Below are 13,364 nucleotides of genomic sequence, written 5' to 3' on the forward strand. Positions count from 1 at the left end.
CGAGGCTAAGCGAGGGCCTGGGCCGCGGTCGCGCGCGTCGGGTAGCCGTGGGCCCGGCCGACGGCGGCGTTGTAGAGGTGACCGTCGTGCGTCGTGAGCCCTGCGCCGAGAGCGGGGTCCGCTGCCGTCGCGGCCGTCCAGCCCAGGTCGGCCAGCGCGCTCAGGTACGGGAGCGTCACGTTGGTCAGCGCCCGGGTGGACGTGACGGGGACGGCGCCCGGCATGTTGGCGACGCAGTAGAAGACGGAGCCGTGCACCAGGAACGTCGGGTCGTCGTGCGTGGTGGCACGGGTGTCCTCGAAGCAGCCGCCCTGGTCGACGGCGACGTCGACGAGGACGGACCCGGGTCGCATGCGCGAGACGAGCTCGTTGGTGACCAGGTGGGGCGCGCGGGCGCCGGGGACCAGGACGGCACCGATCACGAGGTCGGCCTCGACGACCTCGCGCTCGATCGCGTACGCGCTGGACGCGATCGTGCGGACGCGGCCGCCGAACGCGGAGTCGGTGTCCCGCAGCCGCGGCATGGACAGGTCGAGCACCGCGACGTCGGCGCGCATCCCGACGGCGATCTCGGCGGCGTGCCGGCCGACGACGCCGCCGCCCAGCACGACGACCTTCGCGGCGTCGACGCCGGGGACACCGCCGAGCAGGACGCCCGCGCCGCCCTCGTTCTTCATCAGGTGGTACGCGCCGACCTGGGTGGACAGCCGGCCGGCGACCTCGCTCATCGGGGCCAGCAGCGGCAGCGAGCCGTCGGGCAGCTGCACCGTCTCGTACGCGATGGACGTCGTGCCGGCTGCGAGCAGCGCGTCGGTGGCCGGGCGGTCCGCGGCGAGGTGGAGGTAGGTGAACAGGACGAGGTCGTCGCGCAGGTGGCCGTACTCCGAGGCCACGGGCTCCTTGACCTTGCAGACGAGGTCCGCGCTCCCCCAGACCTCGGCCGCGTCGGCGAGGATCGTCGCGCCCGCGGCGGCGAACTGCTCGTCGGTGATCGCGGACCCCAGCCCCGCGCCCGCCTGGACCAGGACCTGGTGCCCGGACGCGACCAGCTGGTGCACACCCGCGGGCGTGCACGCGACGCGGTACTCGTGGTTCTTGACCTCGCTAGGGATGCCGACCTTCATGGTGGTCTCCGTCCGGGTGCGCTTCGGCAGGTCGTCCCATTCTGAACTTCCTGTGCTCCCAGCGGAGGACGAGCACGGATCATTCGCTAGATTCGCTGGATGTCCGTGGCAGATTCGTCCAGAGCACCTGCAGCCGGTCCGCGCCGAACGGCGTTCGGCGGCGTCGAGCTCGACGACGTCGACCGGCGGCTGCTCAGCGAGCTGGAGCGGGACGGGCGGATCTCCAACAAGGAGCTCGCGGCACTCGCGGGGATCGCGCCGTCGACCTGCCACGCGCGGGTCCGCGCCCTGCGCGAGTCCGGCGTGCTGCGCGGCTTCCACGCCCAGGTGGACCCCGAGGCGGTCGGCCGTGGCCTGCAGGCGATGATCGCGGTGCGGCTGCAGCCGTCCGCCCGGGCCCGGCTGGCCGAGGTGGCCCACCGGCTGGCGCAGCGGCCCGAGGTGCGGGACGTCTACCTGCTCGCCGGGGTCGACGACGTGCTCGTGCACGTCGCGGTGCGCGACTCCCCCGAGCTGCGGGCGTTCGTGCTGGAGCACCTGAGCACGCGCCCGGAGGTGGCGCACACGCAGACCAGCCTGGTGTTCGAGCACGTGCACGCACCCGGCACCGCGTCGATCTGATCAGCCCGCCACCCGGGCCCAGACGGCGGCCTGCCCGAGGATCGCGCGGCCGCCCGGCTCGTCGCCGAGCTGGTCCCACACCCACAGGGCCGACTCGGTGCAGCGAGCGAACGCCCAGGCGGCGATCCGAGCGGGGTCCAGGTCGAGCAGACCGGCCAGCAGCGCCACGCGGTCGCGCAGCACGGCCTGGGGCTCGGGGTGCTCGAACGGGTCGTCGACCTGCTCGAGCAGCGGCCACAGGTCGTACGCGGGGTCGCCCCGCATCGGCTTCGGGTCGATCGCGACCCAGCGGCCGCCACCCCCGTCGAGGAGGTTCCCGGGGTTGAGGTCGCCGTGGACGAGGACGTCCGAGGAGCCGGGGAGGGTGCGCAGGAGGTCGACCGCGCGCTCGACCTGCACCCCGTACCGGGTGGCCCGGTGCTCCAGCACGTCCGCCCAGCCGGCGCAGACGTCGGCCATCGACGGGACCTCGACCGCACCGGTGACGGACCACAGCGACCGGGCGACGTCGGCAGCGGCAGTGAGGCGCTCCACGGCGCCCCCGGGAGCACGCGACAGCGGGCTGCCCGGCTCGACGCGTTCCAGCAGCAGCGCCCAGTCGTCCTCGTGCGCCTCGTGCAGCCGAGGGACGCCGTGCCCGTGCCAGGCGCGCAACGCCACGGCCTCGTGACGCGCCTCGTCGTGCGGGAAGGACACCTTGAGCACCGCTCGTCGACCGTCGGCGAGGGTGGCCGGCGCGCACCACGACGCCGCCCCGTCGGTGAACGGCGGACCGAGCCGCAACCCCCACCGCGCGCAGGCGCCGGCCACCAGGGACGGCAGCCGGTCGATCCACTCGGCACCGCCCGGCGTCCGGCCCACGCCGGCGAGCAGGATCGGAGGCAGGACGACGCTCATCCGGGCAAGTATCGCGGCCGGATGTGCGATCCTGCGGCGACCGACGTCGGACGAGGAGGTGACCGGGTGCACGCCGGAGACCCGCAGGGCCTGAACCCCTGGGTCGACGCGCGCGGTCACCACCCGCACCCCCTCCTGCTGCCGAAGCCGCGCACCGTCCCCGTCGAGGAGGACGTGGTGCGCTTCCATGGTCCGCCGGTGCCCCTCCGCCGCGGCCCGCGGCCCGCGGTCCTCCTGGTCCTCCTCCTGGTGGCCGGGCTCGTCGCCGTCGGCGCTCGCTGGTGGATGTCGGCGTCGGAGCTCGGCCCGCCGCCCGGGCTGGAGGAGCAGGCGGTCCCGATCGGTGCCCCGCCGCTGGGACACGTCGGGTCGGGAGGCTTCTCGTTCACGGCCGTGCAGCCCGACGGCGCAGGACCGGTCGCCTACAGCCCGTGCCGGCCGATCCACTTCGTCGTGCGGCCCGACGGCGCCCCCGCCGGTGGTGCCGAGCTCCTGCACACGGCGGTCGCCCGGGTGTCCGCGGCGACGGGCCTGCAGTTCGTGGACGACGGGCTGACGCAGGAGGCACCCAGCACGGACCGCGAGGCGTACCAGCCCGACCTCTACGGCTCGCGCTGGGCCCCCGTGCTCGTCGCCTGGTCGACGGCCGCGGAGACCCCGGAGCTGGCCGACGAGGTCGCGGGGATCGCCGGTTCCGCCTCCGTGACGCGCGCCGGCCGGACGGTCTACGTCACGGGCTCGGTCACGCTCGACAGCCAGGACATCGGCACGCTCGCCGCAGCACCGGCCACCCGCGCGACCGCGCTCGGGGTCATCAGCCACGAGCTCGCGCACCTCGTCGGGCTGGACCACGTCGACGACCCGACCCAGCTCATGTACCCGAGCACGAGCGTCACCCGGTCCGGGTTCGGCGCCGGCGACCTCGCCGGGCTCGCGGCGCTCGGCTCGGGCGAGTGCGCTCCGGACGTCTGACCGAACCCTTCACACCCGGACCGCACGACCTCACACGGAACTCCCAGGTCCGGTGCGTACCCTCGCCACGGACCGCGTCACCACCCCCGCTGAGGAGCCCGTCATCCACGCTCGCCCGATCGTGCTCGTGCACGGCACCCGGACCTCGTCGGTGATCTGGCGTCGGCAGGTGGACGCGCTCGAGCGCTCGGGGCACCTCACCGTGGCCATCGACCTGCCCGGTCACGGGCGGCGCTCGCACGAACGGTTCAGCCTCGACGGCGCCCTGGCGGCGATCGACGACGCGGTCGACTCGTGCCCGGCACCCCCGTTGCTGGTCGGACTCTCCCTCGGCGGTTACACGAGCCTCGCGTACGCGCGCCGCAACGAGCACAAGATCGCCGGCGTCGTCCTGGCGGGCTGCTCGACGGAGATCAAGGGCAAGCCGCTGGCCGCCTACCGGCGCGCCTCGGGCGTGCTCTCACGGGCGCTGCGCCTGGGCGGCCCCGACTGGCACGTCGTCACGGACATGCTGACGGCGCTCGCGGGGTACTCGCCGCTGGCGGACCTGCGCGGCACCGCGGTGCCGGTGTGGCTGGTCAACGGTCGCCGCGACCCCCTGCGGCTCGACGAGCGCAGGTACCTCGAGGCGCGCCCCGGGACCCGGTTGACGGTCGTCCCGCGCGCCGGTCACGACGTGAACGCCCACGCGCCCGTCGCCTTCAACCGCATCCTGCTCGACGCCCTGCACGAGCTGCGCCACCGTGGCGGCCTCGCCCTCGCCTGAGCCGGGCCCGGCGCGAGGCACAGTAGGGGGCGTGGACCCCGTGCAGCTCGCCGACGCCTCCCGGCTGCGGACGCGCGCGACCGTGCTGCACGCCGACGCGGACTCGTTCTTCGCCGCGGTCGAGCAGCGCGACAAGCCGTCCCTGCGCGGCCGGCCGGTGCTCGTGGGCGGGACCGGCCCGCGCGGCGTCGTGTCGACGGCGTCCTACGAGGCCCGCCGGGCGGGCGCCCGCTCCGCGATGTCGATGAGCCGCGCACGGCGGCTCAGCCCCGCGGCGGCCGTGCTCTACCCCCGCTTCGAGGCCTACTCCGCGTACTCGCGCATGATCATGTCCGCGCTGGGCACGCTGTCGGAGCTCGTCGAGCCGCTGAGCATCGACGAGGCCTTCGTCGACCTCGAGGCGGGTCCGTTCGCCGACGACCCCGCGGGTGCCGCGGCCGACGTCCGAGCCCGGATCCGCGAGCTCACGGGCCTCGCCGTCTCGATCGGCATCGGCCGGACCAAGCTCGTCGCGAAGCTGGCGTCGGACGCCGGCAAGCCGGACGGGCTGCTCGTCGTCGAGCCGGCCCAGGAGGACGACTTCCTGCTGCCCCTGCCCGTGCGCGCGGTACCCGGCATCGGGCCCGCGACGGCGGCCGCCCTGGAACGGCTCGACGTCCGCACCGTCGCGGACCTGCGCCGGCAGCCTCTGGACATCCTCACGATGACCGTGGGCGAGTCGTCCGGCGTCAACCTCTTCCGGCTCGCCCGCGGCATCGACCCGCGGCCCGTGGCCGTGAGCGGCGAGCGCAAGTCCGTGGGTGCCGAGCGCACGTTCGCCCAGGACATCTTCGGCACCGACCTGATCGCCGCCGCGATCGACCGCGTCACCGACGAGGCGCTGCGCCGCCTGACGTCCCACGGGGGCGGCGCCAGGACGGTCGTCGCCAAGGTGCGGTTCGCGGACTTCACCACGCTGACGCGGTCCGTGACCCTGGCGCAGCCGACCGCGGAGCCCGCCGAGCTGCGCGCCGCCGCGCACCAGGCCGCCCGTGCCGCCGGCATCAGCGACTCGGTGCGGCTGCTGGGCGTCTCGTTCCACAACCTGTCCGCCCACGCGCAGCTGACCCTGCCGTGGGACGCCGAGGACGTCGTGCCGGCGGTCCTCGACGACCCGCCGGACGCTCCCGTGGACGGTGCTGCGGGCGGTCCCGAGACGCTCCGCCTGCTGTCCGAGGAGAACGCGCGTCCCGGCCTCGACGTCGAGCACGACACCCTCGGACGCGGCTGGGTGGTGCACGTGCGCGGCCGGCAGGCGACCGTGCGGTTCGAGAGCGTCGACACCCCGCCGGCGCGCTCCCAGGTGCTGGACCTGGACGCGGACCCGCTGCTGCTCGTGCCGCCGCTGACTCCTACGCTCGACGGATGACCCCACACAACATCCAGGCCGCGCTGGACCAGGTGCCCGGACCCTGGCAGCCGCACCTCCTGGCCCGGTTCAACGACCACGAGGTCAAGGTGGTCAAGCTGCACGGCGAGTTCGTCTGGCACACCCATCCCGACACCGACGAGATGTTCGTCGTCGTCGCCGGGTCCCTGACCATCCAGCTGCGCGACGGCGACGTCGTGCTCGGTCCGCAGGACGTCTACGTGGTCCCCCGCGGCGTCGAGCACTGCCCGAGGGCGGACGAGGAGGCCTCGGCGCTGCTGGTGGAGCTCGCGGGCACGACGAACACGGGTGACGCCGGAGGCGAGCTGACGTCGAGGACGCGCGAGCTGCCCGCCTAGGAGGCGCGGCCTCGCGACGTCACGGCCTCCACCCCGGCCACCAGCTCCGGCCAGGCACGACGCGGCGGCACCCCGTGCCCCACGCCCGGCAGCACCAGCAGCTCGGCACCGGGGATCTCGCGCGCCAGCGCCTCGCCGTGGGCCGGCGGGAACAGCGGGTCGTCCGCGCCGTGGACCACGAGCGTCGGCGCCGTGACGTCGCCGAGCCGGTCCCGCCACGGTGGGCCGGGGTCGACCAGGTACGGGTTCGTGGTGCTCGCCCGCAGGTCGCCCGACCGGGCCAGGGTGCGGCGGGCGATCTCCCGCTGGAGCTCCTCGTCGAACCCGTCGCGCTGGAACGGTCGCTCGAGCTCGGTGAGGTAGGCGAGCAGGGCGTCGCGGTCGTCCCAGTCGGGCTCGCCGGTGTCGCCGGCGAAGAACGCGTGCAGGTCCTCGGACATGCCCGGCAGCCCGTCCCCGCCCGGCGTGCTGCTCACCAGCGTGAGGCTCGCCACCCGGGAAGGGTGGTCGAGCGCCAGCAGCTGCCCGACCATCCCGCCGCCCGACACGCCGAGCACGTGCGCCGACCGCGCACCCTCGTCGTCCAGCAGCGCGACGACGTCCTCCACCACGTCGCTCATCCCGTAGCCCGGCTCCCCCGCGGGCCAGGTGGTCGACCGGCCCTGGTCGCGCGCGTCGTAGCGCAGCACCCGGTGCCGCCGCCCGAGCTGGTCGACCAGGTCGTCGGGCCACGCCACCAGCGAGCAGCCCGCGCCGTGCACGAGGACCAGCAGCTCCCCCGCGCCGGAGACGTCCACGCAGAGCCGCACCCCCGCGGCCACGTCGACCATCCGCTCGGTCACCGGAGCGCCTGCCGGCTGCGGCGGTCGTTCTCCTTCGCGATCGCCTCCACCAGCTCGTCCTTGCGCATGCGCGAACGGCCGGTGATGCCGAGCTCCGTCGCGACGTCGTAGAGGTGCGCCCGGCTCGCGTTGGCGTCGACCCCGCCCGCCGTCGGCGCGTCGGAGCCGTACCCCTCCTCGGCGTGCTGGTCCGACGGCCCGTACTCCTCCTTGGGGCGCCAGCTGTCCCCGACCTTCTCGTGGGAGTGCTTCAGCGCGGCGAAGGCGACGCGGTGCGCGCGCTCCTCGTCGCCGTCGTACTGCTCGATCGCCGCGTCGTACGCGTGCGCGAACGTCCGCTGCGCCAGCTCGTCGGAGCGCTGCAGCGTGCTCGGCAGCTCGCTCTGCTTCGCGGCGCCGGATCGCGTCGTCTTGGGCACGGCTCACCACCCGTCTCGGATCAACCCGATGGTGGCCCACCTCCCCGACGGCCGCCACCGGTCGCCCGGGCGGCCGTCGGGGCGACGTGCAGGGCTCAGCCGGCCTCGGACTTGGCAGCCTCCGCGGCGGCCTTGATCTCGTCGGCCTCGGCCTTGTCGATCGCCTTCTCGACGATCGCGTCCGCCTTCGCCAGCGCCTTGCGGATCTCGACCGCACCGGGGTCGGAGACCAGCGCCAGGAGCCCGGAGTGCCCGGGGACGATGGAGTCCTGCAGCTCCTCGGCCAGCCCCTTGCGGTGCTTCAGCTCGCGCGCCTTGCCCGTCGCGGCGCCCACCGCACCGAGGACCGCGGCGCTCCCGATGATCGACGGCGGGAAGATCAGGCCGAGCGCCACGCCACCGACCACGCCCCACCTCAGCCCGTGCCGGGTGCTGTGGTCGGTGGCCTTCTGGATCTCGAGCGTGCCGTCCTCGGACCGGGAGACGACGATGACACCGTCGATCTCGAGCGTCCTGCCGTCCTCGATCGACTTGAGCGCCTCGTACGCGGCGAGGGCGGTCCCCGTGTCCGAGAAGTCGGCCACGAAGAGTGTGTACGCGCCGTCCGAGAGGGCGGCGACGACGTCGGTGGGCTGGTCGTCCGACATGGAGAGCTCCTTCTTCTGCAGAGTCATGTCCGGTCTGGTGCGATATCGACCGTAGACCCGCCAGGTGCCTCCGCGCTGCTGCGGCTGGCCCGATGTGGGTGGTGTGCGGTCTGATCAGGTCGAGCGACCGCGCAGCGTGTGCGTGGCGACGACCCCTGGAGGACCCCGATGGCGACGATCGTCTCCACCTTGTTCATCTCTCTCGACGGCGTCGTCGAGATCGACCCGGCGTGGCACTTCCCCTACTTCGACGAGAACATGGGCGCCGCGGTCGGTGAGGACTACGAGGACGTCGACGTGATGGTCCTGGGGCGCGTGACGTACGACAGCTTTGCCGGGGCGTGGCCGGAGCGTGAGGCCGCAGGCGGCGACGACGCGACGTTCGCGGCCCAGCTCGGTGACGTCCGCAAGGTCGTCGCCACCCGCGGCAGCCAGGACCTCGGCTGGCGGAACGTCGAGACCCTGCAGGGCGACCTCGTCGAGGCCGTCACCGCGCTGAAGGCGGACCCGACCATCGGCAAGATCCTGATCGCGGGGTCGATCTCGGTCGTCCAGCAGCTGCTCGCCGCCGGCCTGGTCGACCAGCTCAGCCTGTTCGTCCACCCCGTCGCGGCCCGGCACGGCAAGCGGCTCTTCGACGAGGGCGAGCCCATCTACCCCCTGCGGCTGCTGCGCTCCGACATCTTCCCGACCGGGGTCGCCCGGATGGTCTACGCCCCCAGCGAGCTGCCGGGCAGCGAGACCTACGACGACGTCACGGACAAGGTCCCGGGCGCGTCCGACAGCTGACCTCCGAGCCGCGTCGCGTCAGGCCGGGCGCGACGCGGCTCGCCGGGCACGCCTGTCGTGGGCCGTCTTGACGATCGGCGGGAGCATCTGGAACACGCTGAGCGTCGCGAAGATCAGGGTGTTGACCCCGACGAAGATCGCGAGCGCCTCGACCCAGCTCGACTGCATCGTCTCGGCGGAGATCGGGTTCCACTGCGCGCCCAGCACCGCACCCAGGGCCGCGGCCACCGGTGCGGCGAGCGCGGCCACCGCGACGGCCGGCCGCGGCACGTCGTTCCACCCCTTCCTGCGCCGGGTGACGATGTGCGCGAGGGCCGTCGCGAAGGCCCACTGCAGGAACACCGAGTAGGCCAGCTCGAAGACGATCACCACGGCCACGCCCCGGCCCCGCCACCCGGCGCCCCACGCGGTGACCACTCGCTCGGCCAGGAAGACGAGACCGATGGCGACCCAGAACGGCGACCACCGCAGGCCGTTCACCGACAGGATGCCGATCGCCATCAGGGCGAGGTAGCTGTGCAGGGCGACGGCGCCGTACGCGAGACCGAGCTGCTGCACCCAGTAGATGGCCGTCGTGCGCGTCAGCCCGTACGCGCCGACGTTCTCGAGCGCCCCTCGCTGCCACCGCAGGCGCTGCTTGCGCAGGTCACGCCACGTCGGCATCACCTCGGTGGTGACCCGGCACTGCGGCGGCGACGTCATCGTGGCGCCGAGCGACTTCAGCGCCAGGGTGATCTCGTTGTCCTCGGTCATCGCCAGGGTGTCGTAGACCCCGCCCGGGTGGCCGGGGATCAGCGACTGGCGGGCCTGCGCGACGGTGGCCAGGGCATAGCCACGGAAGACCGAGGCGGTGCCGGTCAGCACGAACAGGTGCCCCTCGCGACGCCCGATGACGCGCTGGTAGCGCGTGAACTCGTTGCGCTGCAGCTGACCCAGCACGCCCGCGCCGTCCTCGCCGGAGAACAGCCCGCCGACGGCCATCAGCTCCGGGTCGGACTCCAGCAGCCCCAGCGCGACCTCGAGGAAGTCCGGGGTGATCGTGGAGTCGGCGTCCATGATCAGGTAGACGTCCTCGACGGCGCCGCCCGGCAGCAGCATGGCCAGGGCCTGGTTGAGCGCACCCGCCTTCGCCTGGGTGTTGCCGACCGTCTCGATGACCTCGACACCGCGTGCCGACGCGATCGCCACGGTGTCGTCCGTGCAGTTGTCGGCGACCACGAGGATCCGGTCCGCCGGGCGGGTCTGGCTCAGCAGCGAGTCGATCGACGCCCCGATGATCGCGGCCTCGTCGTGCGCGGGCAGCAGCACGGTGCAGCGGACCACCGCGGGGTGCTCCAGGGGCAGGGCGGACGCCGGCCACGGCGGTGTCACGTCGAGCTCGAGACTGCGCATCGCGGCGGGGCCCAGGACGCGACGACCTACCGCTGACGTGTGCGCGTAGAACGGCTCGACCCGCCGTCGAGTAGACAGGACGCGCAGGGCGTTCGCCGCCTGCAGGGCGCCGACGGCGACGAGCAGCGCGGCGAGCGCGAGCCCGATCCCGAGCAGCACCGCCGGCCGCGGCGTGCCGAGGTCCAGCTCGACCGGCAGGACGGCCATGACCACGTCGAGGGCGGGCTGGGACGCCTGGGACACCAGTGGTGGACGCGCCGTGGCCAGCAGCCAGGCAGCACCGGCGAGCAGCCCGAGAGCCAGGGTGCCGAGGCCCACCGCGGTCCAGCCGAGACGGGACGCCCGTCGCTGCCAGGTGGTGGCTGTCCGTGCCGGCTCCGCGGTCGCAGGGGCCCGGGACGGTCCTGCGCGGTGGGCGCGACGACGGCTGACGACCGCGAGGACGAGGCCGGAGCCGAGAACCGCCGCGCCCACCCAGATCAGCAGGCTCCCGAGACCGGTGAACCCGAGAACCGAAGCCGTGGCACCCAGCAGCACCAGGATGATCCAGACCGGCATCGGGCACGTCCTCGCGGCGGCGGAAGGAGCGACTCACGGCCAGCCTAGTGACGCGCAGGTCTGCGCGTCAGCACCTCACCGGCGGTCCGCTAGGTGCCCTCGGGGTCGGACCCCTGCGCCGACCGCCCTCCGTCGACCGGCAGCACGACCCCGTTGACGAAGCTCGCGTCGTCGGACAGGAGGTAGGCGACCGCGTCCGCGACCTCGTCGCCGGTGCCCACCCGGCCGAGCGGGTGCAGGGCCGCCATCTGCGCGTCGACGTCGGGATGCTGCGCACGGTAGGTCTCGTACCGGGCAGTGCTGATCGACCCGAGGGCCACGGCGTTGGTACGGATCCCGGCCGGGCCGTGGTCGACGGCGACGGCTCGGGTCAGGCCCTCGACCGCCGCCTTGGCGGTGGCGTAGGGCAGGGCGCCGCGAACCGGCCGGCCGGCCTGGTGGGAGGACACGTTCACGATCGCGCCCGCGCGGGAACGGGCCAGGAAGTGGTTCACCGCGGTGTGGCAGCCCGTGACCGCGAGCGCGACGTTGGCCGTGATCATGGCGAGGACCTCGTCGCTCGTCGCCGTGTCGAGCGCGGCGTCCTCGAAGATCGCCGCGTTGTTGACCCAGCCAACCAGAGGCCCGGCGGACTCCGCCTCGTCGGCGGCTCGTCGCGCGACCCCCGCCTCGCGCGCATCACCGCGGACCAGCGAGATCCGCGGGCCGTGCACGTCGAGCGTGTCGACGACGTCCACCACGACGACGTGGCCCCGGCGGGCCAGCCGGTCCGCGATCGCCCGGCCGACACCGCGGCTTCCGCCGGTCACCACGTACGAACGTCCGGTCACGGGCGCGATCCCTCGGGTCGTCGAGGACGAGCAGGAGCAGCCATCGTCTCGCGCCGCACGACGGGGACGCACCCGTGCCGCTCGGCAGCCGGTGCCGTTCTCCTCAGGGGTGTGGGCGACGTCACCGCGGCGCGTGCCGGCCGCGGTGCGCGCCGGTCGGGGCGGCCGTGCTCCGGGGCTCTGCGCACCGAGGTCGGCGCCGCCTCGGCCGAGGGAGACACAAAAGGCTCCGATCCGCGTCTCCGCAGATCAGAGCCTTCGTGCTCGCTGTCTCAACGAGTGTCCGGAGGGGGACTTGAACCCCCACGCCCTTTCGGGCACTAGCACCTCAAGCTAGCGCGTCTGCCATTCCGCCACCCGGACAGGTGGACCGCAGGGCACCCGGAGGCGCCCTCAGGTGCGGCAGAAAAGATAGCACGGCGCGGCGGGCGAGCATGCATCGCCCGCCCGGGGCAGACTTGCGGCAGGCACCGCGTCAGGGATGCCTTCGGCCGTGATGCAGGGAGCCCGATGACCGACGTGAGCAGCTCGACCGGCCGATCCCCTGCCAGCCCCGCAGCACGCAAGGTGGCGGGTGCGCGACGCAACCCGAGCGTCTACGGCGCGGAGCACACGGCCCCTCGCTGGCTGCGCGGCGCGGCAGGGGTCTCGTGGCGGCTGCTGGTCGTCATCACGATGGTCGCCCTGATCTTCTACGCCACGTCGCGCGTGCAGCTGCTCTTCGTCGCGGTGTTCCTCGCATTCGTCTTCACCGCCGTCCTGCGTCCCGCGGTCGACTTCCTGGCGCGCTGGCTCCCCCGCGGCCTGTCGACGGCTCTCGCGATCCTGGCCGGCATCGTGTTCTTCCTCGGTCTGCTCACCTACGTCGGCTACTCCATCGCCAACCAGTGGGCGGACCTGACCAAGCAGTTCAGCGACGGCATCGGCCAGATCACCGACTTCCTCGAGAACGGGCCGCTGCCCTTCAGCATCACCAACGACCAGATCGCGGAGTGGATCAGCAACGGTCAGCAGTGGGTGCAGGACCACGCGGGCGACCTGGCGAGCCAGGCTGCGGCGGGAGCCGGCTCGGTGGTGGAGGTGTTCACGGCGCTGGCCCTCGCCATCTTCTGCACCGTGTTCTTCCTGGCGCGCGGGCGTGAGATGTGGACGTGGTTCCTCAACCAGCTGCCGTCGCGGCTGCGGGAGAGCTGGAAGACCGCCGGTGGCGCCGGCTGGTACACGTTCTCCGGGTACACGCGCGGCACGGTGATCATCGCCGTCACCGACGGGATCCTGGCCTTCATCCTGCTGAGCGTCCTGCGGGTGCCGCTGTCCGCCCCGCTCGCGGTGCTGGTGTTCATCGGTGCGTTCATCCCGCTGATCGGCGCACCGCTGGCGATGGTCATCGCCATGATCGTGGCGCTCGCCGCGAACGGTCTGCTGTCGGCGGCGATCGTCGGCATCGGCATCGCCCTGATCGGCCAGTTCGAGGGGCACATCCTGCAGCCGATCGTGATGGGCAAGCAGGTCTCGATCCACCCGGTGGTCATCGCGCTGGCGGTCACCGCCGGAACCCTGACCGCGGGCATCCTCGGTGCCGTCATCTCCGTACCGCTGGTGGCCGTGTGCTGGGCGGTCTTCTCCCGGCTGCGCACCCTCGACCCCCCGATGGAGGAGGACGAGTCCGACGACGACGTCGAGCCCGTCGACGAGGTGACAGAGATCCAGGACGACGAGGTCGTCAAGCAGCCGTGAGGC

General features: G+C 73.4%; 14 protein-coding genes and 1 tRNA gene. 7 read left to right on the top strand and 8 right to left on the bottom strand.

The annotated features are described in order from the left end of the window. Nucleotides 1–5 precede the first annotated feature (5 nt). Nucleotides 6–1,124, bottom strand: a complete 1,119-nt coding sequence (ald, locus tag CXY01_RS08470) for an alanine dehydrogenase (RefSeq protein WP_146926986.1) — start codon at nt 1,122–1,124, stop codon at nt 6–8. A 99-nt stretch (nt 1,125–1,223) separates the two neighbouring features. Between ald and CXY01_RS08475 the strand changes: the two genes are divergently transcribed. After that, on the top strand, nt 1,224–1,745 hold the full coding sequence (locus CXY01_RS08475) for an Lrp/AsnC family transcriptional regulator (RefSeq protein WP_146926987.1): 522 nt from the start codon (nt 1,224–1,226) through the stop codon (nt 1,743–1,745). Here CXY01_RS08475 and CXY01_RS08480 read toward each other — a convergent pair whose 3' ends face one another. Beyond that, nucleotides 1,746–2,642: an aminoglycoside phosphotransferase family protein gene (locus CXY01_RS08480; protein ID WP_146926988.1), complete on the bottom strand. Its 897-nt coding sequence runs from the start codon at nt 2,640–2,642 to the stop codon at nt 1,746–1,748. A gap of 66 nt (nt 2,643–2,708) precedes the next feature. On the opposite strand from CXY01_RS08480, the gene CXY01_RS08485 reads away from it, so the two are divergent. The 4 genes from CXY01_RS08485 to CXY01_RS08500 are packed head-to-tail and all read left to right on the top strand — an operon-like array spanning nt 2,709 to nt 6,147. Beyond that, nucleotides 2,709–3,614, top strand: coding sequence for a matrixin family metalloprotease (locus CXY01_RS08485; protein WP_186813330.1), 906 nt, complete (start codon nt 2,709–2,711; stop codon nt 3,612–3,614). Between the two features lie 52 nt (nt 3,615–3,666). After that, nucleotides 3,667–4,380, top strand: a complete 714-nt coding sequence (locus tag CXY01_RS08490; RefSeq protein ID WP_246125166.1) for an alpha/beta fold hydrolase — start codon at nt 3,667–3,669, stop codon at nt 4,378–4,380. Nucleotides 4,381–4,411: 31 nt separating this feature from the next. Next, entirely contained in the window at nt 4,412–5,788 is a 1,377-nt protein-coding gene (locus CXY01_RS08495) for a DNA polymerase IV (protein ID WP_186813331.1), read from the top strand. Then, entirely contained in the window at nt 5,785–6,147 is a 363-nt protein-coding gene (locus CXY01_RS08500; protein ID WP_146926991.1) for a cupin domain-containing protein, read from the top strand. The genes CXY01_RS08495 and CXY01_RS08500 overlap by 4 nt, the downstream gene beginning before the upstream one ends. Here CXY01_RS08500 and CXY01_RS08505 read toward each other — a convergent pair. The 3 genes from CXY01_RS08505 to CXY01_RS08515 form a co-directional block, all read right to left on the bottom strand. Next, nucleotides 6,144–6,989 carry an alpha/beta fold hydrolase gene (locus CXY01_RS08505; RefSeq protein ID WP_222594515.1) on the bottom strand — a complete coding sequence of 282 codons (846 nt, stop codon included), beginning with the start codon at nt 6,987–6,989 and terminating at the stop codon, nt 6,144–6,146. The genes CXY01_RS08500 and CXY01_RS08505 overlap by 4 nt on opposite strands. Beyond that, nucleotides 6,986–7,408, bottom strand: coding sequence for a ChaB family protein (locus CXY01_RS08510; RefSeq protein ID WP_146926992.1), 423 nt, complete (start codon nt 7,406–7,408; stop codon nt 6,986–6,988). The genes CXY01_RS08505 and CXY01_RS08510 overlap by 4 nt, the downstream gene beginning before the upstream one ends. A 95-nt stretch (nt 7,409–7,503) precedes the next feature. Beyond that, entirely contained in the window at nt 7,504–8,082 is a 579-nt protein-coding gene (locus CXY01_RS08515) for a DUF1269 domain-containing protein (RefSeq protein ID WP_246125168.1), read from the bottom strand. Nucleotides 8,083–8,223: 141 nt separating this feature from the next. Between CXY01_RS08515 and CXY01_RS08520 the strand changes: the two genes are divergently transcribed. Beyond that, nucleotides 8,224–8,844, top strand: a complete 621-nt coding sequence (locus CXY01_RS08520) for a dihydrofolate reductase family protein (protein ID WP_146926993.1) — start codon at nt 8,224–8,226, stop codon at nt 8,842–8,844. A gap of 18 nt (nt 8,845–8,862) precedes the next feature. Here CXY01_RS08520 and CXY01_RS08525 read toward each other — a convergent pair whose 3' ends face one another. The 3 genes from CXY01_RS08525 to CXY01_RS08535 form a co-directional block, all read right to left on the bottom strand. Next, nucleotides 8,863–10,794, bottom strand: a complete 1,932-nt coding sequence (locus CXY01_RS08525) for a glycosyltransferase family 2 protein (protein WP_146926994.1) — start codon at nt 10,792–10,794, stop codon at nt 8,863–8,865. An 89-nt stretch (nt 10,795–10,883) separates the two neighbouring features. Continuing rightward, nucleotides 10,884–11,624 carry an SDR family NAD(P)-dependent oxidoreductase gene (locus tag CXY01_RS08530; protein ID WP_146926995.1) on the bottom strand — a complete coding sequence of 247 codons (741 nt, stop codon included), beginning with the start codon at nt 11,622–11,624 and terminating at the stop codon, nt 10,884–10,886. A gap of 280 nt (nt 11,625–11,904) precedes the next feature. Next, nucleotides 11,905–11,987: transfer RNA gene (locus CXY01_RS08535), tRNA-Leu, on the bottom strand. Nucleotides 11,988–12,134: 147 nt separating this feature from the next. Between CXY01_RS08535 and CXY01_RS08540 the strand changes: the two genes are divergently transcribed. After that, nucleotides 12,135–13,361 carry an AI-2E family transporter gene (locus CXY01_RS08540; protein WP_146926996.1) on the top strand — a complete coding sequence of 409 codons (1,227 nt, stop codon included), beginning with the start codon at nt 12,135–12,137 and terminating at the stop codon, nt 13,359–13,361. Nucleotides 13,362–13,364: the final 3 nt, after the last annotated feature.

This window comes from Cellulomonas xylanilytica, from assembly GCF_007989805.1.
GTDB classification, from domain to species: Bacteria; Actinomycetota; Actinomycetes; order Actinomycetales; family Cellulomonadaceae; genus Cellulomonas; species Cellulomonas xylanilytica.

Coding starts and splice junctions, on each gene's coding strand:
- ald (WP_146926986.1), bottom strand. CDS start 1,124: ATGAAGGTCGGCATCCCTAGCGAGGTCAAGAACCACGAGTACCGCGTC.
- CXY01_RS08475 (WP_146926987.1), top strand. CDS start 1,224: ATGTCCGTGGCAGATTCGTCCAGAGCACCTGCAGCCGGTCCGCGCCGA.
- CXY01_RS08480 (WP_146926988.1), bottom strand. CDS start 2,642: ATGAGCGTCGTCCTGCCTCCGATCCTGCTCGCCGGCGTGGGCCGGACG.
- CXY01_RS08500 (WP_146926991.1), top strand. CDS start 5,785: ATGACCCCACACAACATCCAGGCCGCGCTGGACCAGGTGCCCGGACCC.
- CXY01_RS08515 (WP_246125168.1), bottom strand. CDS start 8,082: ATGACTCTGCAGAAGAAGGAGCTCTCCATGTCGGACGACCAGCCCACC.
- CXY01_RS08520 (WP_146926993.1), top strand. CDS start 8,224: ATGGCGACGATCGTCTCCACCTTGTTCATCTCTCTCGACGGCGTCGTC.
- CXY01_RS08525 (WP_146926994.1), bottom strand. CDS start 10,794: ATGCCGGTCTGGATCATCCTGGTGCTGCTGGGTGCCACGGCTTCGGTT.
- CXY01_RS08540 (WP_146926996.1), top strand. CDS start 12,135: ATGACCGACGTGAGCAGCTCGACCGGCCGATCCCCTGCCAGCCCCGCA.